This window comes from Rhodobacteraceae bacterium S2214 (assembly GCA_025141675.1).
Lineage (GTDB): Bacteria > Pseudomonadota > Alphaproteobacteria > Rhodobacterales > Rhodobacteraceae > Yoonia.
On record CP081161.1, the window covers coordinates 708,138 to 732,694 of the forward strand.

At 57.8% G+C, this 24,557-nt stretch carries 25 protein-coding genes; 17 read left to right on the forward strand and 8 right to left on the reverse strand.

Annotated features, from left to right (window positions below; translation table 11 throughout):
* Nucleotides 1–182 precede the first annotated feature (182 nt).
* The gene (smc, locus tag K3729_03435; protein UWQ99861.1) at nt 183–3,638 is read left to right on the forward strand and encodes a chromosome segregation protein SMC; all 3,456 of its coding nucleotides are present in this window, start codon (nt 183–185) and stop codon (nt 3,636–3,638) included.
* 48 nt (nt 3,639–3,686) lie between these two features.
* Here the strand turns inward: smc and K3729_03440 are convergent, their stop codons facing one another.
* The 6 genes from K3729_03440 to K3729_03465 all read right to left on the reverse strand — a co-directional run bounded on the left by K3729_03440 (nt 3,687) and on the right by K3729_03465 (nt 9,394).
* Nucleotides 3,687–4,676 carry a hypothetical protein gene (locus tag K3729_03440; GenBank protein ID UWQ99862.1) on the reverse strand — a complete coding sequence of 330 codons (990 nt, stop codon included), beginning with the start codon at nt 4,674–4,676 and terminating at the stop codon, nt 3,687–3,689.
* Nucleotides 4,677–4,787: 111 nt separating this feature from the next.
* The gene (locus K3729_03445) at nt 4,788–5,951 is read right to left on the reverse strand and encodes a membrane dipeptidase (protein ID UWQ99863.1); all 1,164 of its coding nucleotides are present in this window, start codon (nt 5,949–5,951) and stop codon (nt 4,788–4,790) included.
* A complete protein-coding gene (locus K3729_03450; GenBank protein UWQ99864.1) occupies nt 5,948–7,111 on the reverse strand; it encodes a lytic murein transglycosylase in 1,164 nt (387 codons plus the stop codon). Before K3729_03450 ends, K3729_03445 begins: the two co-directional genes overlap by 4 nt.
* 65 nt (nt 7,112–7,176) lie before the next feature.
* On the reverse strand, nt 7,177–8,055 hold the full coding sequence (gene cbiB / locus K3729_03455; GenBank protein ID UWR00925.1) for an adenosylcobinamide-phosphate synthase CbiB: 879 nt from the start codon (nt 8,053–8,055) through the stop codon (nt 7,177–7,179).
* A gap of 14 nt (nt 8,056–8,069) precedes the next feature.
* Nucleotides 8,070–9,014 (reverse strand): pyridoxal phosphate-dependent class II aminotransferase, encoded by a 945-nt coding sequence (locus tag K3729_03460; GenBank protein UWQ99865.1) that lies wholly within the window; start codon nt 9,012–9,014, stop codon nt 8,070–8,072.
* Nucleotides 9,011–9,394, reverse strand: a complete 384-nt coding sequence (locus tag K3729_03465; protein ID UWQ99866.1) for a DUF1636 domain-containing protein — start codon at nt 9,392–9,394, stop codon at nt 9,011–9,013. The genes K3729_03460 and K3729_03465 overlap by 4 nt, the downstream gene beginning before the upstream one ends.
* A gap of 210 nt (nt 9,395–9,604) precedes the next feature.
* On the opposite strand from K3729_03465, the gene K3729_03470 reads away from it, so the two are divergent.
* On the forward strand, nt 9,605–9,997 hold the full coding sequence (locus K3729_03470) for a hypothetical protein (protein UWQ99867.1): 393 nt from the start codon (nt 9,605–9,607) through the stop codon (nt 9,995–9,997).
* Here the strand turns inward: K3729_03470 and K3729_03475 are convergent, their stop codons facing one another.
* Complete coding sequence (locus tag K3729_03475) at nt 9,998–10,972, reverse strand: glutathione S-transferase family protein (protein ID UWQ99868.1); 975 nt, start codon at nt 10,970–10,972, stop codon at nt 9,998–10,000. It lies immediately after the preceding gene.
* Nucleotides 10,973–11,287: 315 nt separating this feature from the next.
* Here K3729_03475 and K3729_03480 point away from each other — a divergent pair, with 315 nt between their 5' ends.
* The 8 genes from K3729_03480 (at nt 11,288) to K3729_03515 (ending at nt 18,406) form a co-directional block, all read left to right on the forward strand.
* Nucleotides 11,288–11,503, forward strand: a complete 216-nt coding sequence (locus K3729_03480) for a hypothetical protein (GenBank protein ID UWQ99869.1) — start codon at nt 11,288–11,290, stop codon at nt 11,501–11,503.
* A gap of 11 nt (nt 11,504–11,514) precedes the next feature.
* Nucleotides 11,515–12,726, forward strand: coding sequence for a sirohydrochlorin chelatase (locus K3729_03485; GenBank protein UWR00926.1), 1,212 nt, complete (start codon nt 11,515–11,517; stop codon nt 12,724–12,726).
* A gap of 15 nt (nt 12,727–12,741) precedes the next feature.
* Nucleotides 12,742–13,380: a precorrin-8X methylmutase gene (locus tag K3729_03490; GenBank protein UWQ99870.1), complete on the forward strand. Its 639-nt coding sequence runs from the start codon at nt 12,742–12,744 to the stop codon at nt 13,378–13,380.
* A complete protein-coding gene (cbiE, locus tag K3729_03495; GenBank protein ID UWQ99871.1) occupies nt 13,377–14,582 on the forward strand; it encodes a precorrin-6y C5,15-methyltransferase (decarboxylating) subunit CbiE in 1,206 nt (401 codons plus the stop codon). Before K3729_03490 ends, cbiE begins: the two co-directional genes overlap by 4 nt.
* Complete coding sequence (gene cobI, locus K3729_03500) at nt 14,579–15,322, forward strand: precorrin-2 C(20)-methyltransferase (GenBank protein UWQ99872.1); 744 nt, start codon at nt 14,579–14,581, stop codon at nt 15,320–15,322. Before cbiE ends, cobI begins: the two co-directional genes overlap by 4 nt.
* Nucleotides 15,313–17,133 carry a precorrin-3B C(17)-methyltransferase gene (gene cobJ / locus K3729_03505; GenBank protein ID UWQ99873.1) on the forward strand — a complete coding sequence of 607 codons (1,821 nt, stop codon included), beginning with the start codon at nt 15,313–15,315 and terminating at the stop codon, nt 17,131–17,133. The genes cobI and cobJ overlap by 10 nt, the downstream gene beginning before the upstream one ends.
* Before the next feature lie 54 nt (nt 17,134–17,187).
* A complete protein-coding gene (cobM, locus tag K3729_03510) occupies nt 17,188–17,961 on the forward strand; it encodes a precorrin-4 C(11)-methyltransferase (GenBank protein UWQ99874.1) in 774 nt (257 codons plus the stop codon).
* A gap of 97 nt (nt 17,962–18,058) precedes the next feature.
* Nucleotides 18,059–18,406 (forward strand): hypothetical protein, encoded by a 348-nt coding sequence (locus tag K3729_03515; protein ID UWQ99875.1) that lies wholly within the window; start codon nt 18,059–18,061, stop codon nt 18,404–18,406.
* On the opposite strand, the gene K3729_03520 is transcribed toward K3729_03515, so the two are convergent.
* On the reverse strand, nt 18,407–19,576 hold the full coding sequence (locus tag K3729_03520) for a pyridoxal phosphate-dependent aminotransferase (GenBank protein ID UWQ99876.1): 1,170 nt from the start codon (nt 19,574–19,576) through the stop codon (nt 18,407–18,409).
* Between the two features lie 109 nt (nt 19,577–19,685).
* Between K3729_03520 and def (K3729_03525) the strand changes: the two genes are divergently transcribed.
* The 7 genes from def (K3729_03525) to K3729_03555 all read left to right on the forward strand — a co-directional run bounded on the left by def (K3729_03525) (nt 19,686) and on the right by K3729_03555 (nt 24,534).
* Nucleotides 19,686–20,207: a peptide deformylase gene (def, locus tag K3729_03525; GenBank protein UWQ99877.1), complete on the forward strand. Its 522-nt coding sequence runs from the start codon at nt 19,686–19,688 to the stop codon at nt 20,205–20,207.
* On the forward strand, nt 20,207–20,662 hold the full coding sequence (gene def, locus K3729_03530) for a peptide deformylase (GenBank protein ID UWQ99878.1): 456 nt from the start codon (nt 20,207–20,209) through the stop codon (nt 20,660–20,662). The genes def (K3729_03525) and def (K3729_03530) overlap by 1 nt, the downstream gene beginning before the upstream one ends.
* Nucleotides 20,659–21,153 carry a peptide deformylase gene (def, locus tag K3729_03535; protein UWQ99879.1) on the forward strand — a complete coding sequence of 165 codons (495 nt, stop codon included), beginning with the start codon at nt 20,659–20,661 and terminating at the stop codon, nt 21,151–21,153. The genes def (K3729_03530) and def (K3729_03535) overlap by 4 nt, the downstream gene beginning before the upstream one ends.
* Nucleotides 21,154–21,184: 31 nt before the next feature.
* Nucleotides 21,185–22,084, forward strand: a complete 900-nt coding sequence (gene fmt, locus K3729_03540) for a methionyl-tRNA formyltransferase (GenBank protein ID UWQ99880.1) — start codon at nt 21,185–21,187, stop codon at nt 22,082–22,084.
* A 67-nt stretch (nt 22,085–22,151) separates the two neighbouring features.
* The gene (locus tag K3729_03545) at nt 22,152–22,964 is read left to right on the forward strand and encodes an aldo/keto reductase (GenBank protein ID UWQ99881.1); all 813 of its coding nucleotides are present in this window, start codon (nt 22,152–22,154) and stop codon (nt 22,962–22,964) included.
* The gene (locus tag K3729_03550) at nt 22,949–23,395 is read left to right on the forward strand and encodes a VOC family protein (protein UWQ99882.1); all 447 of its coding nucleotides are present in this window, start codon (nt 22,949–22,951) and stop codon (nt 23,393–23,395) included. Before K3729_03545 ends, K3729_03550 begins: the two co-directional genes overlap by 16 nt.
* Nucleotides 23,396–23,541: 146 nt before the next feature.
* Entirely contained in the window at nt 23,542–24,534 is a 993-nt protein-coding gene (locus K3729_03555) for an LLM class flavin-dependent oxidoreductase (protein ID UWQ99883.1), read from the forward strand.
* Nucleotides 24,535–24,557: the final 23 nt, after the last annotated feature.

Consider the following 24,557-nt stretch of genomic DNA (forward strand, 5'->3'; position numbering starts at 1 on the left):
ATTTATCCAGAAAAACAGGATGTCCCCGGCGGGCGGCGTCTTGAACAGGTGAAAGGCCGATTTGCGCAATATCTTGTGGATAAGTGGCTGGATTTGGCCATATGCGGGGTGGATTTGTTGACTTTGTCCGCTGTCACGGGCGATGGTTTCGGACCGTTAGAATCACTGTAGGCCCTGTATCTGTGCGTTTTAGTAAGCTTCGCTTGAATGGCTTTAAAAGCTTTGTCGATCCGACTGATTTGATTATCGCGGATGGGCTGACTGGCGTTGTGGGCCCGAATGGATGCGGAAAATCCAACCTTCTTGAGGCTTTGCGCTGGGTCATGGGCGAGAATCGCGCCAAGGCCATGCGTGGCGGCGGTATGGAGGATGTGATTTTTGCAGGCACGGCGACCCGTCCTGCCCGTAACTTTGCCGAAGTGTCGTTGCAGATTGATAACTTCGATCGGCTTGCCCCTGCTGCGTTCAACGATTCGGATAATCTGGAAGTTGTGCGCCGGATCACGCGCGATGCGGGCTCTGCGTATAAGGTCAGCACGAAAGATGTCCGCGCGCGTGATGTGCAGATGTTGTTCGCCGATGCATCAACCGGTGCACATTCGCCTGCCTTGGTCCGTCAGGGTCAGATTTCAGAGTTGATTAACGCGAAACCGAAAGCCCGTCGTCGGATTTTGGAAGAAGCCGCCGGGATTTCGGGGCTGTACCAGCGGCGTCACGAAGCGGAACTGAAGCTGAAGGGCGCAGAGACAAACCTCGTGCGCGTTGATGATGTGGTTGAGCAGTTGGCGTCGCAACTGTCGCAGCTTGCCCGTCAGGCGCGCCAAGCTGCCCGTTATCGCGAAATTGGCGATGCGTTGCGTCAGGCCGAAGGCATGTTGCTGTATCGGCGTTGGCGCGAAGCCGACGAAGGTTTGATCGCCGCTGCTGGTCAATTGCGTGAACGTACGGTTGCGGCTGCTGCTGCGGAAAAAGAGGCGTTACAGGCCACGACGGCACGCCAATTGGCAGAAGAGGCATTGCCTGCGTTGCGCGAAGAAGAAGCGATTGCGGCAGCGGTTCTGCAGCGGTTGATGGTGCAGCGCGATACCTTGTCTGAGCAGGAAAGCCGCGCGGTTGAAACGATTGCGACGCTCGAATCCCGTATCGAGCAGCTGACCAAGGATATGGAACGCGAAGGCGGGTTGAACCGCGATGCGGGCGACACCATTGAGCGGCTGGAATGGGAAGCGGCAGAGATTGCGAAGGCCGGTGTCGGTCATGATGATGCGCTTGAGGAAGCGAATGACGGTGCCCGTGAAGGGGCCGCAAAGCTGCAAGAGCGTGAAGATGATCTGCAGACGTTGACCGAAGATGTGGCGCGGCTTGCTGCCCGTCACCAGTCCGCGAAACGTCTGTTGGACGATAGCCGCACGACGCTGGAGAAGAACGAAACGGAAGCGGCCCGCGCGAAAGAGGCGATGGCTGCGGCGACTGAGGCGTTGGAAAAGGCCGAAGCGGATTTCGAGATGGCCGAGGCTGCCGAAGAGCAGGCTGTGGCGACGGCTGCGAATGCCGATGAGACGCTTGTGGAGACCGAAGCTGCCCGTGCTGAATGCCAGACGATGGAAAGCGATGCGCGGTCCCAACGGTCGGAGGCTGAAGGCGAGGCGAATGCGCTGCGTGCTGAGGTTAATGCGCTGGCGAAATTGGTTGAACGGGATACGGCTGAGGGTGGGCAGGTGCTTGATCTGCTGACCGTGCAGTCGGGGTATGAAAAAGCGCTGGGTGCGGCTTTGGCCGATGATTTGCGGGCCCCTGCGATTTCGCCTGATGCGGCGTCTGGCTGGGCGAATTTGCCTGCGTATTTGTCGGTGCAGGCTTTGCCGGATTCGGTGCAACCGCTGACGACATATGTTGACGTACCAGAAGTGCTGGAGCGGCGGATGTCGCAGGTCGGGCTGGTGAAACAGGAAGAAGGCGCGCAGTTGCAGGCGGTTTTGAAACCGGGTCAGCGGCTGGTGTCTGTTGAGGGCGATGTTTGGCGCTGGGACGGGTTCAGAGCGGCGTCAGAGGATGCCCCGTCGGCGGCTGCATTGCGGTTGCAGCAGTTGAACCGGTTGGTCGAATTGAAGCGTGATCTGGAAGAGGTTGCTGCAAAGGCCACAGGTGCCGCACAGGCGCATGAGATTTTGACGCGTCGTTTGGCGGATTTGACGGCTGCGGATCAAACTGCGCGGACAGCGCGGCGTGATGCGGACCGTTTGGTGGCTGAAGCGAACAGGGCGGCGTCGCGTGCTGAGGCGGATCGTGATCTCGCGAGCGGGAAGTTGGAAGCGTCCAACCTTGCGATGAAGCGTTATGTCGAAGAGGCAATGATTGCGCGGAAGGCGCTGACCGAGGCAGAGGCGGCTGCGACGGGTCTTGAAGATCTGGATGAGGCGCGTGGACGCGTTGAAGATATCAAAATGACGGTGGAAGCGGCGCGGATCATGATGATGACCCGTCGGTCTGCCTATGACGAATTGCGCCGCGAAGGCGATGCGCGGTTGAAGCGGTCGCAGGAAATCACGAAGGAAGTGTCCGGCTGGAAATATCGGCTTGAAACGGCGAATAAACGGACGTCTGAGCTGGCGGATCGCAGGGCTGCGTCCGAGGCAGAACTGGCTGAGGCTGCGGCGGCACCTGAGGAAATCGCTGAGAAGCGGGCCGAATTGGCGGATGCCGTGGACGAGGCTGAAGGGCGGCGCGCTGCGGCGTCTGATGTGTTGGTTACGGCGGAAACTGCGCTGCGTAATGCAGCGGTGGCAGAACGGGATTCAGAGCGCACGGCATCAGAGGCCCGCGAGGCGCGAGCGCGGTCCGAGGCGCGATCAGATGCGGCGAAAGAAACCGTGGCTTATGCCGAAGAACGGATCATGGAAGCGCAAGAAATGTCGCCTGCTGAACTGCTGACGCGGTTGGATGTTGACGTGGACAGCATGCCCGCCGTTGATGTGATCGAAGGTCAGGTGAACCAGTATAAGCGGCAGCGTGATGCGCTGGGCGCCGTGAACCTGCGGGCCGAAGAAGACGCGAAGGAAGTGCAGGAAGAGCACGACCTGTTGGTCAACGAAAAGTCCGATCTTGAGGGTGCGATTGCAACGCTGCGCACGGGGATTGCATCGCTGAACAAAGAGGGTCGTGAACGGCTGCTGACGGCGTTTGAACAGGTGAACGAGAACTTTGGTTTGCTGTTCACGCACCTGTTTGGTGGCGGTGAAGCGCGGCTCGAATTGGTGGAATCGGACGATCCGCTGGATGCGGGTCTTGAGATTTTGTGCCAGCCACCGGGCAAGAAGCTGTCCACGTTGTCGCTGTTGTCAGGTGGGGAACAGACCCTGACCGCGATGGCACTGATCTTTGCGGTGTTCCTTGCGAATCCTGCGCCGATCTGTGTTCTTGATGAGGTGGATGCGCCGTTGGATGATGCCAACGTGAACCGGTTCTGTGATATGCTGGACGAGATGACGCGCCGCACGGACACGCGGTTCTTGATCATCACGCACCACGCGGTGACGATGTCGCGGATGGATCGGTTGTTTGGTGTGACGATGGGCGAGCAGGGTGTGTCGCAGCTTGTGTCCGTAGACCTGAAGAAGGCCGAGGCGATGGTTGCTTAAACGGCAGGGAGACGCGCGTGCAAGCACGACGCCCCTCCCGCCGTCCCGTTATGTTGGTGCGTGACCTGGCATGCGTTGTTTCCACAAAGCGCGTGCTTCTTCTGGTGCAAGGCGTTCGACCTTCATCTTTTCCGCGCGTTCGGCTTTGTGTTTGTCAAAGCGGTCGATGTAGACAAGCGTGGCCCCTGCGCTGAGCAGGCTGATCGTCCAGAGCCAAAATACCAAACTGAGGCCCAGTACAATTCCGATATCGCGCGACCATTGGAACGGAATTTTTTCATCTGCCATCAAATCGATAATTGTCAAAGTTCCGGATAAGCGATCACCTTGCCCGATCAGAGCTGCGAAGCTTTCAAGAGCAGGCAGGCTAAGTTCGGACATCAGATAAACGATAAACACAAGCGCCAGAAGTGGCACGAACCCTGCACCGAAGCCTGCGAGCGGTGTGTGGGGGTTACCGCTGGGGTCACGACCAATCGCGACAGAGGCCAGCGGCACAAGCAAAGCCGTGTAGAATGCCGTAAAGCCCAACCATGACACTGTACTGAGCTTCACCATCATCGGGATGTCAGTCACAACTTTAGTCAGGACGTAGTCGAGTGTCGCATTTTCCAGCAGAACAACGATGTCGTTAACGCTGAGCGAAACCGATCTCAGGTAAAAGAATGCAGCAATCATTGCGATTAGCGTAGTCGCAAACCCAACCAGCAATCCGTAGCCTGCTGCTGGAAGGATCAGTTTCCAAAAGTTAACCGCAGGCTTATGGCCTCTTGTGGTTAATCCAAGTCGTAGTCCGATCAGCATAGGAAAAGAGTAAATTGCAGACAGCAAGATCGCGAATAGCGCGGACGTAGCAATCAAGGCAAAGGTGCCGCGAAAGTCGCCCATCCCGTTGCGGGCGTACAAAATGTAGATGTCAAAAGTGACAATGAATGCGAGTAAGGTCAGCCCGATAAGTCCGCACACCATGATCGGGAAAACGATGATGTATTGCCACAGGATGTTGAACGAAAACGGAATTGCGCGGAGTGCTATCATTGGACCAGCTCGAAAACTCATTAGGAATAATTATCCTAAAAGGGTGACCGAGCCCTGTGTCAGGATTTTGACCACAGCGTGGAGTTGTTGTGTGGGGCTTTGACTATCGCGCTAGTTTGGCAGTCGTGCCCGTAGCACCCGCAGCATGTTTTCACCCATGACTTTGCGAATTTGCGTTTCGGGTGTGCGTATGTCGACAAGCGCCTGCGTGATGGCCGCCAGTTCTGAGGTGTCGAGCGACGTTGTGACCGACCCGTCGAAATCTGACCCGAGGCTGACGTGGTTTTCGCCGACCAGATCAATCGCGGCCTGAATGCTGCGTGCGATGCCCGCTGGACTGTCGTCACAGACCGCCGTGCGCCAATAACCAATGGCGATGACACCGCCTTTGGCTGCGATATCTTGCATCAGCCCGTCGTCGTAGTTCCGTTCGCTCGGGCAGGCCCCAAAAATGCCGGTGTGGCTGACCACGATGGGCATGTCCGTGATCGCAAGCACGTCGCGTGCGACCTGGGGTGACGAATGGGCCAGATCGAGGATAAGGTTGCGTTGTTCAACTTGCGTCACAACTTCGCGGCCAAAATCGGTGAGCCCTGCGTTGTTTTCGCCATGCAGCGATCCGCCGAGTGCGTTGTCGAAGAAATGTTGCAGCGCGATCATGCGGTGGCCCGCGTCGGTAAGTTTTGCGAGGTTTGCGATATCGCCCTCGAGCGGATGCGCGCCTTCGATGCCCAGAAGCCCGCCGACCACGTTTTGGCCTGCAGCCCGATCCGCGAGGAGCTGTTCGAGGTCGGATTGCGTTTCGATGACCCGCAACTGTTCGCTCTTGTCCGCGAAGTGGTGCAGTTTTTCGGCTTGGTACAGCGCTCGTTCCAACAGGCTGTTCCATGTGCGGGGCGGCCAGAGCTGCCCGATTGCCAACAACGTAATGTTGTCCGTGGCGTCGGCCGCATTTTCATGAATGTTTTGGCCTGCCGGACTTTTTGTGACGGCCGTGAACATCTGGATGGCGACATTACCTTCTAGCAGACGCGGGATGTCGACGTGTCCGATGTCGCTGCGCTTGAGCAGATTGCGATCCCAAAGCAGCGCGTCTGCGTGCCAATCGCCGATGATCAGACTGTCGTGAAGCGCCTGTGCCTGATCGCTGATCGGGTAGGGCGCGTGTGGTCGCACGGCATTGCGTTCGGCGGCGACATAGTACGGCGCGAAATAGAAGAACGCAGCAATTGCGATAAGAACGAGAACAGCGAATGCTTTGAAAAACCGTTTCATAGTGCGTTCAAAAGTCCAGTGGTTGGCCATGCGTCCGCGGGTAGGCCCAGCCGTTGTTGTTCCAACTGGATCGCATCGCGAGTTTTCGCGCCGAGGATGCCGTCGATGCCGCCTACGTCATGCCCGCGTGCCGCAAGTTTGCTTTGTAGCGCTTGCATTTGATCGCCCGACAGGCCCGGTGTCGGGTTGCCTGCATCGTAGACCGGACCACCTGCGAGCCGTGTCGCGAAATAGGCGGCGGTGGTGACGTAAACGAAGCTTTGGTTCCATTCGAAATAGACATCGAAGTTGTCGTAGGCGAAGAACGCTGGCCCGTTGCGCCCCATTGGCAAAACGACGCGAGCCGTCAGGTTCGTGGGGGCGGTTCCGTCGCGGGAAGTCACGCCAAGTGCGTTCCATTCGGCGACGGTTTTAGGGTGTTTCAGGCCGGTTTGCGCCCAATCCAGCGTGTCCGGCACGCGGATTTCTTGCAACCATGGTTGGTTAGGTTTCCATCCCAAACCGGACAGCACATTTGCGCCGGACATCAACGCATCTGCGGCTGATCCTTTCAGATCAATTTTGCCGTCTCCGTCGCCGTCCAACCCGCTTTCGATGATATCACCGGGCAGCATTTGGACTTGGCCGATTTCGCCCGCCCATGCGCCTGTTGTTGTGTCGGGGTTAAAATTGCCGCGTTCGTTCAATTCAATCGCTGCGATCAACTGCGGGCGGAACAGTTCGGGGCGGCGGCAATCATGCGCCAACGTCACAAGCGCGTTGCGTGTGTTAAAATCACCTTGGAAGCTGCCGTAGTCGGTTTCAAAAGCCCAAAAGGCCAGAATGACTTCGCGGGGGATGCCGAATTGCGCTTCGATCCGGTCAAAGGTGGCAGCGTTGCGTCGTGCAGCCGCAACGCCATTGTCGATCCGGTTTTGGCTGATCAAAGCACGGGAAAACGCGATGAAGTCTTTTTGAAACACGCCTTGGGACCGATCCGCGTTCAGCACGCGTTGATCAATTCGCGCCCCGTTCAGCACGCCATCGGCGGCGGTGGGGGACAACCCGTTCGCGACGGCTTCGGCTTTGACGCCTGCAAGAAACGCGGGAAGCGGGCCACCGCAGGTTTGCGCCACAGCAGGGCTTGCGAGCATGGAAAGGGCGAAAGCGAGGCGGCGCATGGCGGTTCCTGTCAGTTAGGTTTTGCGAAAGGTAACAGCCGTGCCACTGCGCGCAACGGCTGCGATTAGATGATGGCGACAAACAGCGCGATGGCGAGCGTCACCCACCACGCCGCCCACAACGTTTGCGTGGTTTGGGCGATGTCGTCGGGGCCGAGGGTGTGTTTGCCCGCCTCGTTGACATAGGGGAATAGCGTTAGTTTGCCGTCGTAACTGCGTGGGCCAGCCAGTGCGACGTTTTGCTTGTAGGCCATCGCGGCCTCTGGCCAACCTGCGTTGGGGGACCTGTGCAGGTTTGCGTCGTCGGCGATTTTGGCAAATGGTGTTTGGCGATCTGTCGCCCAGATCAGCAGTGCTGTCAGGCGGGCAGGCACCCAGTTCAGCAGGTCGTCGAAACGCGCCGCTGCCCAGCCGAATTGAAGGTGGCGCGGTGTTTTGTAGCCGATCATGCTGTCGGCGGTATTGGTGATCTTGTAGACCAGAAGGGCCGGAAGGCCGCCAATTGCAAACCAGAAAATCGGGGCGATGACCCCGTCGCTGAAATTCTCGGATCCGCTTTCAATCGCGCTGCGCGTGACGTCTGATATGGTCATGTCGCGGGTGTCGCGGCTGACGATCATCGCCACGGCACGGCGCCCTTGTTGCAAAGACATGCGCAGGCCAGTGCCGACGGCGGCCACGTGTTCGACAAGGGATCGTTGTGCAATCAACATCGCCCCAAGAATGACGTCCGCCCAAATGCCCGGAATGGCGGTGATAAGCATGCCCAGGATAAGCGCGCCAATCACCAAGGCCGCGAAACTGATCGTGCCTTTGGTTTTGCGGTTTTCGCCTGTGTTGTATGTCGTGTCGATATGGCCGACGGCCTTTCCCATGATGACAGCAGGGTGCGGGATGCGCGACCACAGCCATTTGGGTTCGCCAAAGATCCCATCAAGGATCATCGCGAAAAGAACGGTCAAAAGGCACCTTCAAGCTGGTCCCACCGATCCGGTGCGGGCAAGCCAAGGCGCAGCCATGTGTTGTCGTATGGGAATGTCCGGGACCAGATTTTGGATTGCGCAAGTTGGGCTTGGGCGGCTTTTGCGTCATCGACTTCGTACAGGCGGAACAGGCTTGTGCCACCAAGAGTGATCGCGCCTTTGCTTGCCAATAAGTCGTCCAAGCGGTTTGCATCTGCGGACAGGCGGGTGCGGGTTTCATCCGCCCATTGGGGATCGGCCAAAGCCTCTGCGCCGATTTGCAAGGCTGGGCCGGACACCTGCCATGGACCTAAGGCTTCTTTTAGGGCCGTGATGATCGCCGGATCGCCAATGGCAAAACCAAGACGCAGCCCCGCGAGCCCCCAAAATTTGCCAAAGCTTTTCAGGATGACCGTGCCGGGTTTGGCGGCCTCTGCGATGAGGGATTGATCGGGGATCACGTCAGCAAAGCTTTCGTCGATGATCCGCAGGTCGCCGGTGATGTCCGACGCCTGCCATATCCGCCCGTCAGGGTTGTTGGGATGCACGGCGACGGTTGCATTTGCCCCGTCCGGATCTGCAAACCAGTTCGCGGATTGAAACGCGGCTGCATGTTCATTGTATGTGGGGCCAGGGATATTCACGCGGCCAGCAGTTGTCAGGCGTGGCAATTGCGCAATGACCGATGATGCGCCTGCCGTCGCGAGACAGGCTGCCGCTTTCGGTACCGACCAATAGGCGCGGGCGCGTGCTGTGATCAGGTCAAATGCGCCGCTGTCAGGCAGGGCTGTCCATGCGTCAGGCGACAGCGTCGGGATCGGGTAGGGTACAGGATTTATACCCGTGGACAGGTCCAGCCACTGCGCGCGCGTGCCGCCGTACTGTGCAATTGCCGCATCCAGCCCGCCGCCGTGGTCGCGTTTTGCAGGGGCATCAATCATTCTGCGGTGTCGTCGGTTGGGATCGGTTGGTGGCGCGTGACGAAGTGCCCTTTGATCGCTTGCGGCCATGTGCGGTAGGGCACTTGGCCTGTTTCGGATGCCGCGTGTGATGTCGCGTAGGTCACAATACCCTCGGCAGCGTCCTGTTCCGGTGTGAAGTCGCCCAAGGTGTAGGCCAGTTTTCCGTGGGCTTGGATCGACACGTTGCAGCCGTGTTTGCAGCCCATCAGGCAGGAAACACGTCGTGTTTTGATGTCTGGCACGCCTGCAGCGGCGGCTTCAACGAGGCTGGCGAGCTGTTCTCCGTCGGTGATTGTGTCTTCGCCTTCGGTCCATTCCGGACGCTTACAGGTGTCGCAAACCGTGATCCAAGTTGTCATTCTTGACGTGCCTCATACAATTTTGATGCGTTTCAAGCTGATTTTGGCCGGTTCGGCAAGCGAATTGGCGGGATCGTGCCTGTTTTGAACGCAGGCTGATTGGCAGTTAACCATTCCTTAGGATTTTAGGCACAGAAAGCTTGAGCAGCCGTTAATGATTGTAGTGGTAACCGTTCGATTCCTCGAACCAAAGTCTAGTGAGAAGGTGCCATGCGTGTATTGATCGTACAAAGTAAGACCGAATTGGGGGCCTTGTGGGCCCGCCACTTGGAACGATTGCAGGCAACTGTGACGGTCGTCGAAACGGGCGACGACGCGCTTGTTCTTCTCCAAAAGCAGAGCTTCGACGTGATCGTGCTTGATCTGGTCCTGCGCGAAGGCAGCGCGCTGACCGTGGCGGACTTTGCTAATTTTAATCAACCACGCGCAAATGTCGTTTTTGTGACAGATACGACCTTCTTCTCGGATGGATCGATTTTTTCGCACAGCGCCAACGCCCGCGCCTTTGTTGAAACAGGAACGCCGCCAAGTGACTTGGCGGCGATCGTTCATCATTATGGCAATTCTGCTAGTCGGGATACCCGCGCAGCAGGCGCCTTTTGATCACCCGCGCCCGTGTGGCGCATCAAAATCAATCACAGGATTGGTCGGAATAATCCGGTTCGGATTAATTGTGTCGTGGCTGTAGTGATAGTGGCGCACGATGTGGTCCATGTTCACCGTCTCTTTCACGCCCGGCCATTGATATAGTTCGCGCGTGAACCCCCAAATATTCGGGTAATCGATGATCCGTTTGCGGTTACATTTGAAGTGTTGGTGATAGACCATGTCGAACCGGATCAGGGTCGTCCAAAGCCGCCAGTCTGCTTCGGTGATCGTGTCGCCGGTCAGGTAGCGGTTTTCGGACAGGATACCTTCGATCCAGTCGAGACTGTCGAACAGCGGGCCTACTGCGTCGTCGTATGCGTCTTGTGTCGTCGCGAAGCCGGATTTGTAGACGCCGTTGTTCACAGTGTCATAGATTCGCGTGTTGATTTCTTCGATCGCGTCGCGCTGGGCCTCTGGCCAAAAATCGGCGGTGTTACCGGTGATGTCGTTAAACGCGCTGTTGAACATCCGAATGATTTCGGACGATTCGTTGGACACGATTGTGTTCTGCTTTTTGTCCCACAGGATTGGCACCGTCACACGGCCTGAAATTTGCGGATCAGCTTTCAGGTAAATGTCGCGGGCAAACGGCAGGCCAAACAGTTTGTCGCCTGTCGCGCCATTCCCGTCTTTTTCGAACGTCCAGCCATCAGACAGCATGTCGGGGTGGACCACAGAAACGTCGATGTGGTCGGTCAGGTCTTTTAAAGTGCGAAACACCATTGTCCGGTGCGCCCATGGGCAAGCGTTTGAAATATAGAGATGATAGCGCCCGCTTTCGGCTTTGAAGCCTGCGTCGCCTGTTGGTCCCGCAGACCCGTCTGCGGTGATCCAATTGCGAAACTTTGCGGTGGACCGCACAAATGCCCCGCCGGATTTCTTTGTGTCGTACCAAACGTCATGCCATTCGCCGTCAACAAGTTGTCCCATGGGGGATGTCCTTTCAAAACTGTGTTGTGACTGATTTAGGCGAGGTCGGACTGCCGACAAACCCCTGTTCAAGCGCAGGTTCTGCGCATTGATGCACACATCTACGCGTCGCATTCGGCGCACGACTGCCGTTTTGTCCCATTGCGGGTCATGCCGTTGGTCCATATACCACCCCAATAGACGAAGCCCGAAAGGGCCAGAGAGGTTGGTGATCCGTCCGGTTGACCCTAGAGGGGACCATGGATCACGTCGTCGGACCTCCCTCATGCGGTTGCGTGGGGTTTCTGGCGTATAGGGCAGAACTTGGAGGATCAGATGCGGATCATTTTGACACTTCTCTTGGCGGTTGCCGGATCATCGGTGCAGGCCCATCCGGGGCATTTGGCCGATTTGGCAGGTCACGACCATTGGGTTGCGGGGGCTGCGATTGGTCTAGCGATCCTGACCGGCATTTACGGGGCCCTAAAGGGCAAGAAAGAGACCGACGCAGAGGTCGAACCCGAACTGGAAGAAGAAGGGGAACCCGCGTGAAAACAGGTGTCATGATTTGCGGCCACGGGTCGCGCAGCCAATCTGCGGTCGATGAATTTGCGACCTTGGCGGATAAACTGCCTGCGTTGTTGCCCGACGATTGGATGACCGACTACGGCTATCTGGAATTCGCAAACCCTGTGATCCGCGACGGTTTGGATAAGCTGCGCGAAGCAGGTTGCGATCGCGTGCTGGCCGTGCCGGGCATGCTGTTTGCGGCGATGCATGCAAAGAATGACATCCCGACTGTTTTGAATACCTACGCGGCGAAGCACGGCATCACCGTGTCTTATGGACGTGAATTGGGTGTTGATCCCAAGATGATCGCGGCTGCCGCTGGTCGTATTCGCGAAGCTGTTGATCAAGCGAATGCCGATTTGGGCGAATTGCCGTTGGAAGAGACCTGTTTGGTCGTGATTGGCCGTGGTGCGTCTGATCCGGATGCGAACGGCAACGTCGCCAAGATTGCCCGCATGGTTGCCGAAGGCATGGGTTTTGGCTGGCACGAGGTCGGGTTTTCCGGCGTGACCTTCCCGCTGGTCGAGCCGTGTTTGCAGCATGTGACGCGGCTTGGGTACAAGCGCGTCATTGTGTTCCCGTATTTCTTATTCTCGGGCATTTTGATCGACCGGATTTATGGATTTACGGATCAGGTTGCCGCCGAATATCCCGACATTGATTTTGTGAAAGCCGGTTATCTTGGGGATCATCCGCAGGTGCTGGCGACGTTTGCAGAGCGGATCATCGAGCAGGTTGGTGACAACCCGCCGCCAAATTGCGGGACATGTCAGTATCGGACGCAGGTGCTTGAGGTTGGCGGCGGTGACGTGCGCAAGATTACGCCTGAACAGCGCGAACAATTGTCGGGTGGCGATCATCCTGCTTTTGCTGCCGTGCCGCCCCCGACCTGTGTGCTGTGTAAGTACCGCACGGGCGTCGTCGGGTTTGAAGGCGAAGTCGGGGCTGTTCAAGAAAGCCACCACCATCATGTTGAGGGCCAAGGGGCAAATGCGCCGGGGTCGAATGTCGCGGATTGTGCGCTGTGCGATACATTCTGTACGGGGATGTGCCGACTGGTTGAGGCGGATCACCATCATCATCATCACGACCATGGGCATGGCCACGATCATCATCACCATGATCACGACCATCACCACCACGCAGAATACCCCCATGCGAAACATCCGCACGGGCCGGAAAGCGCGCGGAAATCGAAATCCTGATCAGAAGGCCAGCCAGTGCGACCGTATGAAAAAGATCCCAGTGCTATTTATGCGGCCAGCTTTGCGACCGTGCGGCGCGAGGCAAAGCTCGATCGCTTTGCCCCTGCAATGCAGCCTGTTGTCACGCGGTTGATCCATAGCTGCGGCATGGTGGAGATTGCGGATCGTTTGGCGTTTTCGCCTGATGCCGCGGTTCGAGGTCATGACGCATTGAAAGCAGGCAAGCCTGTGTTGTGTGACTGCGAAATGGTTGGTGCAGGGATTATTCGTCGGTATTTGCCTGCGGATAACGATGTGATTGTGACGTTGAATGATCCGTCTGTGCCGGATCGTGCGAAGGATATCGGGAATACGCGTTCTGCTGCCGCGGTTGAACTGTGGGCTGATCATCTGGACGGGGCTGTTGTGGCGATTGGCAACGCGCCGACTGCGCTGTTCCATCTGCTTGAGTTGATTGATGCGGGGGCGCCGAAACCTGCGGTGATCCTTGGGTTTCCTGTAGGGTTTATTGGCGCTGCCGAAAGCAAGGCAGAGCTTGCCGCTGATCCGCGCGGGTGTGGTTTCATTGCGCTGCGTGGACGAAAGGGTGGATCGGCGATGGCGTCCGCTGCTGTCAATGCGCTGGCTGCTGGTCTGCCGGAGGACAAAGTATGACGACAACGCCTTGGTTGCATGTTGTGGGGATTGGCGAAGACGGACTTGATGGTCTTGTGCCTGCGACCCGTGCGGTTGTGGAAGCGGCTGAAGTGATCCTTGGCGGAGAGCGGCATCACGCGTTGGCCGAGGCGGTGCAGGCCGAACGGATCGCGTGGCCGACGCCCTTTGATGCGATGATCGAAACGATTGAGGGGCTGCGGGGCAAGCGTGCCGTGATCCTCGTCACTGGCGATCCGCTGTGGTTTTCTGTGGGAGCGCGAATTGGGCGCGCGATTGATCCGGCGGAGATTGTCTATCACCCGCAACTGTCCGCATTCCAGCTGGCGTCTGCCCGCATGGGGTGGTCGTTGCCGGATGTTGAGACGTTGACCGTGCATGGCCGTCCTGTGGAGCAGATGATTGCCTTCATCCAGCCGGATGCACGGTTGTTGGTGCTGACGACGGGGGCGCAAACGCCGGCGCAGATCGCGGCATTTTTGACCGAACGTGGCTTTGGGCAGTCGAAGCTGACGGTGTTAGCTGCGATGGGCGGTAAAGACGAGTTGCGTTTTGATGGTGTGGCCGAAAGCTGGGATCACCAGGTGCCTGCGTTTAACACGCTCGCAGTTGAATGTATCGCGGCCCCTGATGCGGCGTTGCTGCCGCGTGTGCCGGGATTGGCGGATAGTTTGTTTCAGTCCGATGGGACGATGACGAAACAGGAAATTCGTGCGGCCACTGTGGCCAAGCTGATGCCGATGCGCGGGGCGCTGTTGTGGGATATCGGCTGCGGCTGCGGATCCGTTGCGATCGAATGGATGCGTGCGGCGCGGTATGCGCGTGCTGTCGGGATTGAACCGCGTGCTGATCGGCGTGCGATGGCGGGTGCGAATGCGCTGGCGCTGGGCACCCCGAAGTTAGAATTGGTGGACGGGTCCGTGCCTGCCGCGTTGGACGGGCTTGCGGCGCCTGATGCGATTTTCATTGGTGGCGGGTTGAGCCGTGCGACGTTTGATGCTGCTTGGGCGGCTTTGCGTCCTTTGGGCCGGCTGGTGGCGAATGCTGTGACCTTGGAAAGCGAGGCGGAGTTGATCGCGCTGCACCGTGATTTTGGCGGTGATTTGGTGAAGCTTATGGTGCACCGTGCCGAACCTGTGGGTCGGTTGACGGGGTGGCGCCCGGGGATGCCTGTGACCCAGTTGAGTTTGGTGAAACGATGACTGGAGACGCGCGTGCGAGCACGACGCCCCTCCCGCCATCCCGTGGTACTTTGTATGGTGTTGGCTTGGGGCCAGGTGCGCCGGATTTGATGACTTTGCGGGCTGCGCGCTTGATTGAGGCTGCTGACATCGTGGCCTATCCGACGTTGGCGGGTGGCGAGAGTTTTGCACGGTCGATCGCGGCCGATTTGATCAAATCGGATGCCGTGGAGATCGTGATGGATGTTCCAATGTCTGTGGAACGCCAGCCTGCGCAAGATGCTTATGATGCGGGTGCTGCCGCGATTGCGGAGGCTTTGGAGGCTGGCCGTGATGTGGTGTGCCTGTGCGAAGGTGATCCGTTTTTCTACGGGTCGTTCATGTATATTTTCGCGCGTCTCGCCGATCGGTTTGACGTGCAGGTTGTGCCGGGCGTGACGTCTGTGACGGCCTGTGCTGCGTCAGCGCGGATGCCGTTGGCTGCGCGTAATGAACGGCTGACTGTGCTGCCGGGTCCGTTGCCTGAGGACGAGTTGCGTGACCGGATCGCGGGCGCTGAGAGCGTTGTGATTATGAAGGTCGGCCGTCATTTGGTGAAGATCAGAGGCGTGATTGACGCGCTGGGCCTGATGGACGGCGCTGTTTATGTGGAACGTGCGACTTTGCCTACACAGATCGTGCTGCCGCTGGCGGATGCCCCTGAAAAGGCACCTTACTTTTCGATGATATTACTGACTAAAGGGGCCGATCCATGGCTGTGAAACCTGTTGTTTTGGCGCTTTCCCGTTCGGGAGAGGCCGTGGCCCATCGTGTGGCAAAGGTGCTTGGTGCGCAGGTGCATGGCCGCGAAGGTCGTGTGGATCAGGCGGATGCGTTTTTTGCGCATGCGTTGGATCATACGCGAGAATTGTTCGCGGCTGGGGTTCCGATTGTGGGCGTTTGTGCGTCGGGGATCTTGATCCGCGGTGTTGCGCCGTTGTTAGCCGACAAAACGACAGAGCCACCGGTGATTTCTGTGTCTGATAATGGGGCTGTTGTTGTACCATTGTTGGGTGGGCATCGCGGCGCGAACCGCTTGGCGGCTGAGATTTCTGATGCGCTGGGTGCTGTCGCTGCTGTGACGACGGCGGGTGACGTGGCGATGGGCGTGGCGTTGGATAGTCCGCCTGCGGGGTGGCGTTTGGTGAACCCTGATGACGCAAAGGATGCGATGGCGGGGATGTTGTCGGCTGGCGGTGCTTTGCTGGCTGAGGACGCGTCGGTGCGTGCTGAATGGTTGGATGCGGTGCCGTTTGCTGAGGATGGCACGCGGTTGTCCTGCACGTCGGCTGCTTTGCCGGATTTGGGCGGCGATCATTTGCAGTTTGCGCCGCAGGTTTTGACGTTGGGTGTTGGTTGTGCGCGGAATTGTCCGCCTGAGGAACTGGCTGCATTGGTGCAGTCGGTTTTGGATGAAGCAGGGCTAGCGCCTGAGGCGATCCATTCGGTGAATACAATCACCCTGAAAGGCGATGAGCCTGCGATTATTGATCTTGCGGCATCGCTTGGTGCGCCGATGCGTTTGTTTGAGGCGGATGTTTTGGAATCGGAGACGCCGCGTCTTGCGAATCCATCTGATGTGGTTTTCGCCGAAGTGGGTACGCATGGCGTGTCTGAGGCTGCGGCCTTGGCGCAAGGTGGCGCGGACGCCGTGCTGACCCATCCGAAGCGCAAGACGGCGAATGCGACCTGCGCGATTGCGATGGCACCTGCCCCCTTGGTTGATCTGAAGGGAAGGTCGCGTGGGCGGTTGTCGATTGTGGGTATTGGACCGGGGCAGGCGGCATGGCGCACGCCTGAGGTATCGCGGCTGGTGTCTGAAGCTGAGGAATTGGTGGGATACGGGCTTTATATTGATTTGCTGGGGCCGTTGGCTGTGGGCAAGGAGCGGTCTGATTTTCCATTGGGCGGCGAAGAGGATCGGTGCCGGTTTGCGTTGGAACAGGCAGCGTTGGGCAAGAACGTGGCCTTGGTCTGTTCGGGTGATGCAGGCATTTATGCGATGGGCGCGTTGGTGTTCGAATTGCTGGATCGGTCGGTGGATCAGATGGGTGTTTCTGATGCAGCGCACCGTGTCGAGGTTGTCTGTTCGCCGGGGGTTTCTGCGTTGCAGGGGGCTGCTGCGCGGGCTGGTGCCCCGTTGGGACATGATTTCTGTGCGATTTCATTGAGTGATTTGCTGACCCCGCGTGAGGATATTGTGAAACGTCTGAAAGCCGCTGCCGAGGGCGATTTTGTGATCGCGTTCTATAATCCGGTGTCGATGCGGCGTAGGACGTTGTTGGCTGAGGCGCGTGATATTTTGTTGCAGCATCGCCCGCCCGAGACGCCTGTCATGTTGGCGTCGTCGCTTGGGCGGCCTGAGGAGCATGTCCGCTACCGCCGCTTGGATGAGTTGGAAGTCGATGAGGTGGATATGTTGACCGTTGTGCTGGTTGGGTCGTCGCATTCGCGGCTTGCCCAATTGGGGACGGGTCCACGGATGTTCACGCCGCGTGGCTATGCCCGCAAGATTGATGGGGATTTGGCGTAGAGACGCGCGTCCTTTGGACGACGCCCCTCCCGCCATCCCGTATGGAGTTTTGAGATGACTGTTTATTTTATTGGTGCAGGTCCGGGTGATCCGGAATTGCTGACGTTGAAAGCTGCGCGTGTGATTGGCGCATGTCCTGTGTGTCTTTATGCGGGGTCGTTGGTGCCTGCTGAGGTGGTTGGTTGTGCGCCGGACGGTGCGCGTGTTTTGGACACCGCCCCGATGACGTTGGATGATACCCATGCGGAGATTTTGGCGGCGCATGCGCGTGGTGAAGACGTTGCGCGTGTCCATTCCGGTGATCCGTCATTGTATGGCGCGATTGCGGAACAGATCCGCCGATTGAAAGAAGACGGGATTTCTTACGAGATTATTCCAGGCGTGCCTGCTTATGCTGCTGCGGCGGCTGCTTTGGGGACAGAGTTGACAGTGCCTGAGATCGCGCAGTCTATCGTCTTGACACGTATGTCGATGAAATCGACAGGGATGCCCGAGGGTGAGACGCTCGAGAATTTCGCCCGCACGGGGGCAACATTAGCGATCCATTTGGGGATCAGGGCGCTGCGTGAAATCGAACGCCAACTGATTCCTTATTATGGCGAAGACTGTCCTGTGGTCGTGATTTACCGCGCCTCATGGCCGGATCAGTTGATCATTCGTGGCACCTTTGCCGATATTCGCGAAAAAGTACGGGCCGCAAAAATCACGCGTACTGCGTTGATTATGGTCGGTCCTGCGTTGTCAGATAATCACGGTTTCCCTGATTCTGCGTTGTATGATGCGGCGAAACCGCATGTCTTGCGCCCGAAGGTAAAAGAAAAATCTTGAACAATTTGGCAGGTTTACGCTGCGGCGCGGCGGACGTCGTCACTTGATATTTACAATTAGAAGTACATCCTAGGGTTCCAGACAAGGAATCGGCACGATGTTTCAAATGTTTCCGCAAGAGGTCCGCGAGGGCCTAGAACAAGCCCGTAAACAATCGCTGAAGCGCAACGATCGGCTTTGCGTTCACGACGGTGACGACGTCTATCGTATCCTGCGTTTGTGGGACAATGGCTTTGCTTTGGATGCGAAAACGTCGCCGCGTTTGCGGGGACGTGTCGAAATTTACGACGGATCGCGTCATCTGTACCAATGTCTTGTGATTGATTCCGAATTGGACGGTCAAGAACGTGTGTTTGATTTCAAGTGGGTCAACACAATTCCCGACCGTCCGCCCGCGGATTTTGTCCGCGAGCAGGATGCGCCGATTGCGTTGCTACCGCGCTAGTTACTGAAGATCGCTGAACGCGGACTGAAGGCGGGCGACTGCCTCTTCGATTTGCGCCCGTGGTGCGCCGAGATTGAAGCGTAGGAAGCTATCGCCGCCAGTGCCGAATGTCGGGCCGTGGTTGGCTGCGATCTTTGCTTCGTTTTGCACCCGTGCTGTGAATTCTTCGCGCGACATGCCCGTGCCCGAAAAGTCGACCCACGCCAGATACGTCGCATCGAGTGGCATTGATCTAAGCCCCGGAATGGCGTTGATCCCGGCGTCGAACACCTGCCGGTTGCCGTCGAGATATGCTTTCAACGCGTCGACCCATTCGGCCCCTTCGGGTGAATAGGCTGCCGTTGCCATGAACAGGCCAAAGCTGTTCGGTGACAGGCCAAGGGCCGCCATGCGTTTCCCGAATTGCGCCCGCAAATCCGGGTCTTCGATGATCACATTACCCGAATGGCTGCCTGCGATGTTGAAGGTCTTGGTCGTGGCCGTCATTGTTACTAGCCGGTCTGCGATCCCGTCGATATGCGCCGTCGGGATGTGGGTGTGGCCGGGCATCGTCAGATCGTGGTGGATTTCGTCGGACACGAGGATCAACTGGTGCCGTTTCGCGAAAGCCGCAACGCCTGCCAACTCGGCGCGCGTCCAGACGCGCCCACCAGGGTTATGGGGCGAACAAAGGATCAGCATCCGTTCGTTGCCGGTCATCTGCGCGTCGTAGGCGTCAAAATCCATCTCGTAGCGGCCATCGTTATTGACTAGTTCACATTCCACGACTTCACGCCCTGCCGCTGCGATGACGCGCGCAAAGGCGTGGTAGACTGGTGTGAACAGAACCACACCATCGCCGGGGTTGGTGTAGGCGTCGACGCACATCCCTGTTCCGTTGACCAAGCCGTGCGTTGTGAAAATCCATGACGGATCGATCTGCCAGTTGTGGCGTGTTTTCATCCACCAGCAGATCGCGTGTTTGTACGGGCCTTCGTCGCCGTAGTAGCCGTAAACGCCGTGGTCGTGCATTTTCTTGATGGCATCCTGCACGCATTGCGGCGGCTGGAATTCCATATCTGCCACCCACATAGAGATGCCATCGTCAGGGGAGACGCCGTAAATCGCTTCCATGCTATCCCATTTCACCGAATGGGTGCCGCGCCGGTCGATTTTCTGGTCAAAATTCATTGGTCTCTCCGCAACTGACTTTTTTGTAACGTGCTTTGACGCGCGAGGGGGTGCAAGTCGAAAACGGTCACACTTGCGGGATGGTAGGCGAGACGCTAGATGGACGCGCATGACATTGCGCAAAATCCTGATCCACCCCGACCCGCGGCTGAAAGCCAAATGCACCCCTGTTGTGGACTTTTCCACGGACCGGGCGAAGCTGGCCGATGATATGCTGGAAACGATGTATCACGCACCGGGTATTGGTCTGGCCGCGCCACAGATTGGGATCACCGAGCGGATGATCGTCATGGATTGCGTGAAGGAAGAAGGCGGCACGCCCGAACCTATGGTCTTGATCAATCCAGAAGTGGTCTGGCAAAGCGACGAACGCAGCGTCTACGACGAAGGATGTCTGTCGATCCCTGATCAATACGCCGAAGTGGAACGCCCCGCTGCGGTCGAAGTGAAATGGCAGGACGTTGACGGCAAAGAACGGAACGAGAAGTTCGATGAACTGTGGGCGACATGTGTCCAGCACGAGATCGACCATCTCGATGGCAAATTGTTCATTGATTATCTGAAGCCGCTCAAGCGCCAGATGATCACCCGCAAGATGCAGAAGCTGAAACGCGAAATGGCGCGCGGCTGATGGCGGTGATGCCGATTGTGCAAGCGCCCGATCCGGTGCTGTCGCAGGTGGCCGCCGAGATTGTGGTGTTTGACGACGCGCTGATCGGCTTGGCCGAGGACATGTTGGCGACAATGTATGCCGCCAATGGCCGTGGGATTGCAGCACCGCAGGTTGGCGTGTTGCAACGTCTGTTCGTGATGGACGCCACGTGGAAAGACGCCGATCCGCAGCCGGTGATTTTCGTGAACCCCGAGATCGTGTCGGCGTCCGAAGAAATGTCGACCTTGGCCGAAGGGTGTCTGTCGATTGCAGGCGATCTGATCAAGGTGACGCGCCCTGCGTCGGTTGTTGTGCGCTGGCGTGATGTGGATGGCGGGTTTCTTGAGGCCAGCTTTGACGGTTTTTCGGCAGCCTGTGTGCAGCACGAGATCGATCATCTGAACGGTATTTTGATTACGGATAAACGCCAATGACCCGACCTTTTGTAATGTGGCCGCACAAGGCGCTCCGCACGGTTGCTGATGATGTGACAGAGGTCACGGATGAAACCCGCGCGATCTGGGACGAAATGATCGACGCGATGGAAGCAATGCCGGGTGTCGGACTGGCTGCGGTGCAGTTGGGGGTTATGCAGCGGCTCGCGGTCGTGGATGCGTCCGAAAAACGCGGCCAAGCCGTGTGCATGGCGAACCCGGAAGTGCTGCATGCATCGGTGGAACTGCGCCCCCATGCTGAAGCGTCGCCGAATTTGCCGGGTCAATCTGCGCTGATTAACCGCCCACGTGCCGTGACCGTTCGGTTCATGAACCGTGACGGCGAGATGGAAGATCGCGACTTTGTTGGTCTTTGGGCCACGTCGGTGCAGCATCAGATCGACCATTTGGCCGGTAAGATGTATTTCGACCGTTTGAGCAAGACAAAGCGCGATATGTTGCTACGGAAGGCACGCAAAGCGGGCCGGTGATGCGTTTTCCGAATAGATGAAAGGGATACCAATGCGAGTGATCTTTATGGGGACGCCCGATTTTTCGGTGCCTGTTCTGGATGCTTTGGTTGATGCTGGCCACGATGTGGTTGCCGTCTATTCACAACCGCCGCGGCCAGCTGGGCGCGGAAAGAAGGATCGTCCGTCGCCCGTGCAAGCACGGGCCGAGGCGTTGGGTCTGCCTGTCCATCATCCGGTGTCTGTGCGCAATGAAGACGCCCAAGCAGTTTTCGACAGTCACAACGCCGATATCGCTGTTGTCGTGGCCTATGGTTTGATCCTGCCGCAGGTGATTTTGGATACGCCAACCCATGGCTGCTTGAATATCCACGCGTCTTTGTTGCCGCGTTGGCGGGGTGCGGCCCCGATCCACCGTGCGATTATGGCTGGGGATGCCGCGACTGGCGTGTGCATTATGCAGATGGAAGCAGGGCTGGATACCGGCCCTGTTCTGCTGCGCCAAGCCACGCCGATTGCGCCAGCTGAAACAACGGGTCAGCTACATGACAGATTGTCAGCAATGGGGGCTGCGTTGGTGGTCGAGGCGTTGGATCGGTTGCCCGAATTGACGCCCGAGACGCAGCCGGAAGACGGCGTGACCTATGCCGCCAAGATCGACAAGGCGGAGGCGCGCGTCGATTGGGATCGTCCTGCCGCCGAGGTTGCGAACCACATTTGCGGGTTGTCACCGTTTCCGGGCGCGTGGTGCGATGTGGATGGTGAACGTGTGAAGCTGCATGTCGCAGAGGTCATCGACGGCGTTGCAGCACCGGGCACTGTATTGCAAGGTTTCGACGTTGCATGTGCGACAGGTGCGGTCCGCATCACCCGCGCCCAACGCCCCGGCAAAAAACCAATGGATGCGGCGGATGTGCTGCGTGGTTTGGATCTTGGGGATCGCCTGAGTTAGGCGATCTTTGTCCTAGCGTAATCGTTTTAGTTGGGTTAGCTTTTCTCCAAATGAGGAGGAGAGCCGGATGCTCAATACGATACCGCGCATTGGATACGGGACATGGAATCGCTTGGGCGATGCGGCCTATGACGGGACCCTGACAGCGCTTGATGTCGGGTATCGTCATCTGGATTGTGCTGAAGGGTACGAGAACGAAGAACACGTCGGCCGCGCGATTGCTGATCACGGTGTTGCCCGTGATGATCTGTGGGTGACAACGAAGGTCGCACCGGAAAGCTTTGGTCCCGGTCAGATCAGGCCGCATGTTGATGCGTCGCTCGAAAAGTTGGGCGTTGGTCCTGTTGATCTGTTGTTGCTGCACTATCCGTCGATCAAAGATGAATACGATATCGCAGATTACATGGCGCAGCTGGCTGCCGTTTATGACGCCGGTTTGTGTCGCAATATCGGGGTGTCGAACTTCACGAAGCCCTACATTGCGAAAGCAATGGATTTACTGGGGGATCGTCCGATTTTCACCAATCAGGTGGAGCTGCATGTTTACCTGCACAACACGCCAATCGTGTCAGATTGTCGGTCAAAGGGCATCCCGATGACGGCTTATTCGCCGTTGGCGCGCGGTGCCGTGCTGGATGATCCTGTGTTGCAACGCATTGGTGCGGCACACGGTGCCACGGCTTCGCAGATTGCGTTGGCGTGGCTGCTATCAGAGGGCCATATCATCATTCCATCGGCGGGCAGCCGTGACCGGATTGCGGAAAACCTTGCCGCCGGTGATATCGTTTTGACCGATGCGGAACGTGCCGAGATTGCAGGTTTGAATAAAGATATGCGGTTGGTCGACGGGCCGTGGTGCCCGACATGGGACGTCGCATGACAACCCCGCCGTTCAGCCTAGTCGGGATCGATCATGTGGTGTTCATCGTGGATGACATGCCCAAGGCGCTTGCGTTTTATCAGGACGTTTTGGGCTGTGTTCCGGGGTATTCCTATCCGACGTTGGGGATGGAACAGGTTTGGGCAGGTGCCGCGTTGATTGTGCTGTGGGACACCACGCATCCGGGTGCGGCGAGCGCTGTTCCGCCAGTAAAGGGCGGTCGAAATGTGGATCACCTGTGCATCGCGACATCGCCGTTTCAGCCCGACGCAATGCGGGCGCATTTAGCGGCGCATGGTGTGGAAATCGACCGTGAAGCCACCCATGGCGGTGCCAGAGGTGTCGGCCTCTCATTCTATATTTTCGACCCCTTTGGGAACAAGCTAGAGATTAAAGGACCAGCGGAATATCCGGATGGGCGGGATTGGTGACAGGCCTATAAGGCGCCAGCGTCGCGCGAAACTGATCCAGTCAAACTAGTGTCGGGGGACGACCCAGAAAAACGTCTCTGCCTGACCTTTGGTGATCTTGGTTTGGGCGCGATGGCTGCTTAGGTGTTCGGTCAAGGAGCACACTTATGCAGACATTTTCGTTACTTGATCTTTCGCCAGTCCCCGAAGGCAAAACGGCCGCAGATGCGCTCGCTAACACGGTCGCGCTAGCCCAAGCTGCAGAAGCTGCGGGATATCATCGTTATTGGCTGGCGGAACATCACAACATGCAAGGTATCGCAAGCGCTGCAACGTCGGTCGTGATTGGTCACGTGGCGGGCGCGACTAAGACGATACGTGTCGGCGCAGGCGGTATCATGCTGCCAAATCATGCGCCTTTGGTCATCGCCGAACAATTCGGCACGCTAGCCACCTTGTATCCCGACAGGATTGATCTGGGTGTCGGGCGTGCGCCCGGAACGGACATGGCGACGGCCCGTGCTTTGCGCCGTCACATGGCCCCTGATGATACCTTTCCACAGGATGTGCAGGAATTGATCGGCTACTTTGGTGACGTGCCGGATCAGGCATCGGTTCGCGCTGTTCCAGGGGCAGGGACAGATGTGCCTGTCTGGGTGTTGGGGTCCAGTTTGTATGGTGCGCAACTGGCCGCCCATCTGGGATTGCCATACGCCTTTGCGTCGCATTTTGCCCCGGATCTGTTGGGGCAGGCGTTGCAAGTTTACCGGTCGTCATTCAAGCCATCGGCGTATTTGGAAAAGCCTTACGCGATGATGGCGGCGGGTGTTTGTGCCGCGCAAACGGATGCAGAGGCGGAATATCTGCGGTCGTCGCAGTATTTGGCCTTTGCGAACCTGCATATGGGGAAACCCGGAAAGCTGCCGTATCCGGTGCGTGATTTAGCGGCGCAGGTGCCCGGTCAAATTCTGACGGGTGTAAAACATGCGTTGTCCTGTTCTGCTACAGGATCGGCTGCGTCCGTGAAAACGCAGTTGGCTGGCTTGATTGATACCTACCAACCGGATGAAATCATGGTGACAGGGATGATCCATGATAACGCAGAACGGGTGAAGTCATTCCAGATCGCGGCAGAGGTTCTGACGGAGCTGTGTGACTGAAAGTGCTGTTGATGAACGTCGGC

Excerpts from the sequence above, each read along its gene's own strand:
- cbiB (UWR00925.1), bottom strand. The coding sequence starts at position 8,055 with ATGATCCTTGATGGGATCTTTGGCGAACCCAAATGGCTGTGGTCGCGC.
- K3729_03465 (UWQ99866.1), bottom strand. The coding sequence starts at position 9,394 with ATGACAACTTGGATCACGGTTTGCGACACCTGTAAGCGTCCGGAATGG.
- K3729_03475 (UWQ99868.1), bottom strand. The coding sequence starts at position 10,972 with ATGGGACAACTTGTTGACGGCGAATGGCATGACGTTTGGTACGACACA.
- K3729_03445 (UWQ99863.1), bottom strand. The coding sequence starts at position 5,951 with ATGAAACGGTTTTTCAAAGCATTCGCTGTTCTCGTTCTTATCGCAATT.
- def (UWQ99879.1), top strand. The coding sequence starts at position 20,659 with ATGACCCGACCTTTTGTAATGTGGCCGCACAAGGCGCTCCGCACGGTT.
- K3729_03450 (UWQ99864.1), bottom strand. The coding sequence starts at position 7,111 with ATGCGCCGCCTCGCTTTCGCCCTTTCCATGCTCGCAAGCCCTGCTGTG.
- K3729_03440 (UWQ99862.1), bottom strand. The coding sequence starts at position 4,676 with ATGATAGCACTCCGCGCAATTCCGTTTTCGTTCAACATCCTGTGGCAA.
- cobI (UWQ99872.1), top strand. The coding sequence starts at position 14,579 with ATGACTGGAGACGCGCGTGCGAGCACGACGCCCCTCCCGCCATCCCGT.
- K3729_03485 (UWR00926.1), top strand. The coding sequence starts at position 11,515 with ATGATTTGCGGCCACGGGTCGCGCAGCCAATCTGCGGTCGATGAATTT.
- K3729_03515 (UWQ99875.1), top strand. The coding sequence starts at position 18,059 with ATGTTTCAAATGTTTCCGCAAGAGGTCCGCGAGGGCCTAGAACAAGCC.
- fmt (UWQ99880.1), top strand. The coding sequence starts at position 21,185 with ATGCGAGTGATCTTTATGGGGACGCCCGATTTTTCGGTGCCTGTTCTG.
- def (UWQ99877.1), top strand. The coding sequence starts at position 19,686 with ATGACATTGCGCAAAATCCTGATCCACCCCGACCCGCGGCTGAAAGCC.
- K3729_03460 (UWQ99865.1), bottom strand. The coding sequence starts at position 9,014 with ATGATTGATGCCCCTGCAAAACGCGACCACGGCGGCGGGCTGGATGCG.
- K3729_03550 (UWQ99882.1), top strand. The coding sequence starts at position 22,949 with ATGGGACGTCGCATGACAACCCCGCCGTTCAGCCTAGTCGGGATCGAT.
- K3729_03520 (UWQ99876.1), bottom strand. The coding sequence starts at position 19,576 with ATGAATTTTGACCAGAAAATCGACCGGCGCGGCACCCATTCGGTGAAA.
- cobJ (UWQ99873.1), top strand. The coding sequence starts at position 15,313 with ATGGCTGTGAAACCTGTTGTTTTGGCGCTTTCCCGTTCGGGAGAGGCC.
- K3729_03555 (UWQ99883.1), top strand. The coding sequence starts at position 23,542 with ATGCAGACATTTTCGTTACTTGATCTTTCGCCAGTCCCCGAAGGCAAA.
- cbiE (UWQ99871.1), top strand. The coding sequence starts at position 13,377 with ATGACGACAACGCCTTGGTTGCATGTTGTGGGGATTGGCGAAGACGGA.
- K3729_03480 (UWQ99869.1), top strand. The coding sequence starts at position 11,288 with ATGCGGATCATTTTGACACTTCTCTTGGCGGTTGCCGGATCATCGGTG.
- K3729_03470 (UWQ99867.1), top strand. The coding sequence starts at position 9,605 with ATGCGTGTATTGATCGTACAAAGTAAGACCGAATTGGGGGCCTTGTGG.
- cobM (UWQ99874.1), top strand. The coding sequence starts at position 17,188 with ATGACTGTTTATTTTATTGGTGCAGGTCCGGGTGATCCGGAATTGCTG.
- K3729_03545 (UWQ99881.1), top strand. The coding sequence starts at position 22,152 with ATGCTCAATACGATACCGCGCATTGGATACGGGACATGGAATCGCTTG.
- def (UWQ99878.1), top strand. The coding sequence starts at position 20,207 with ATGGCGGTGATGCCGATTGTGCAAGCGCCCGATCCGGTGCTGTCGCAG.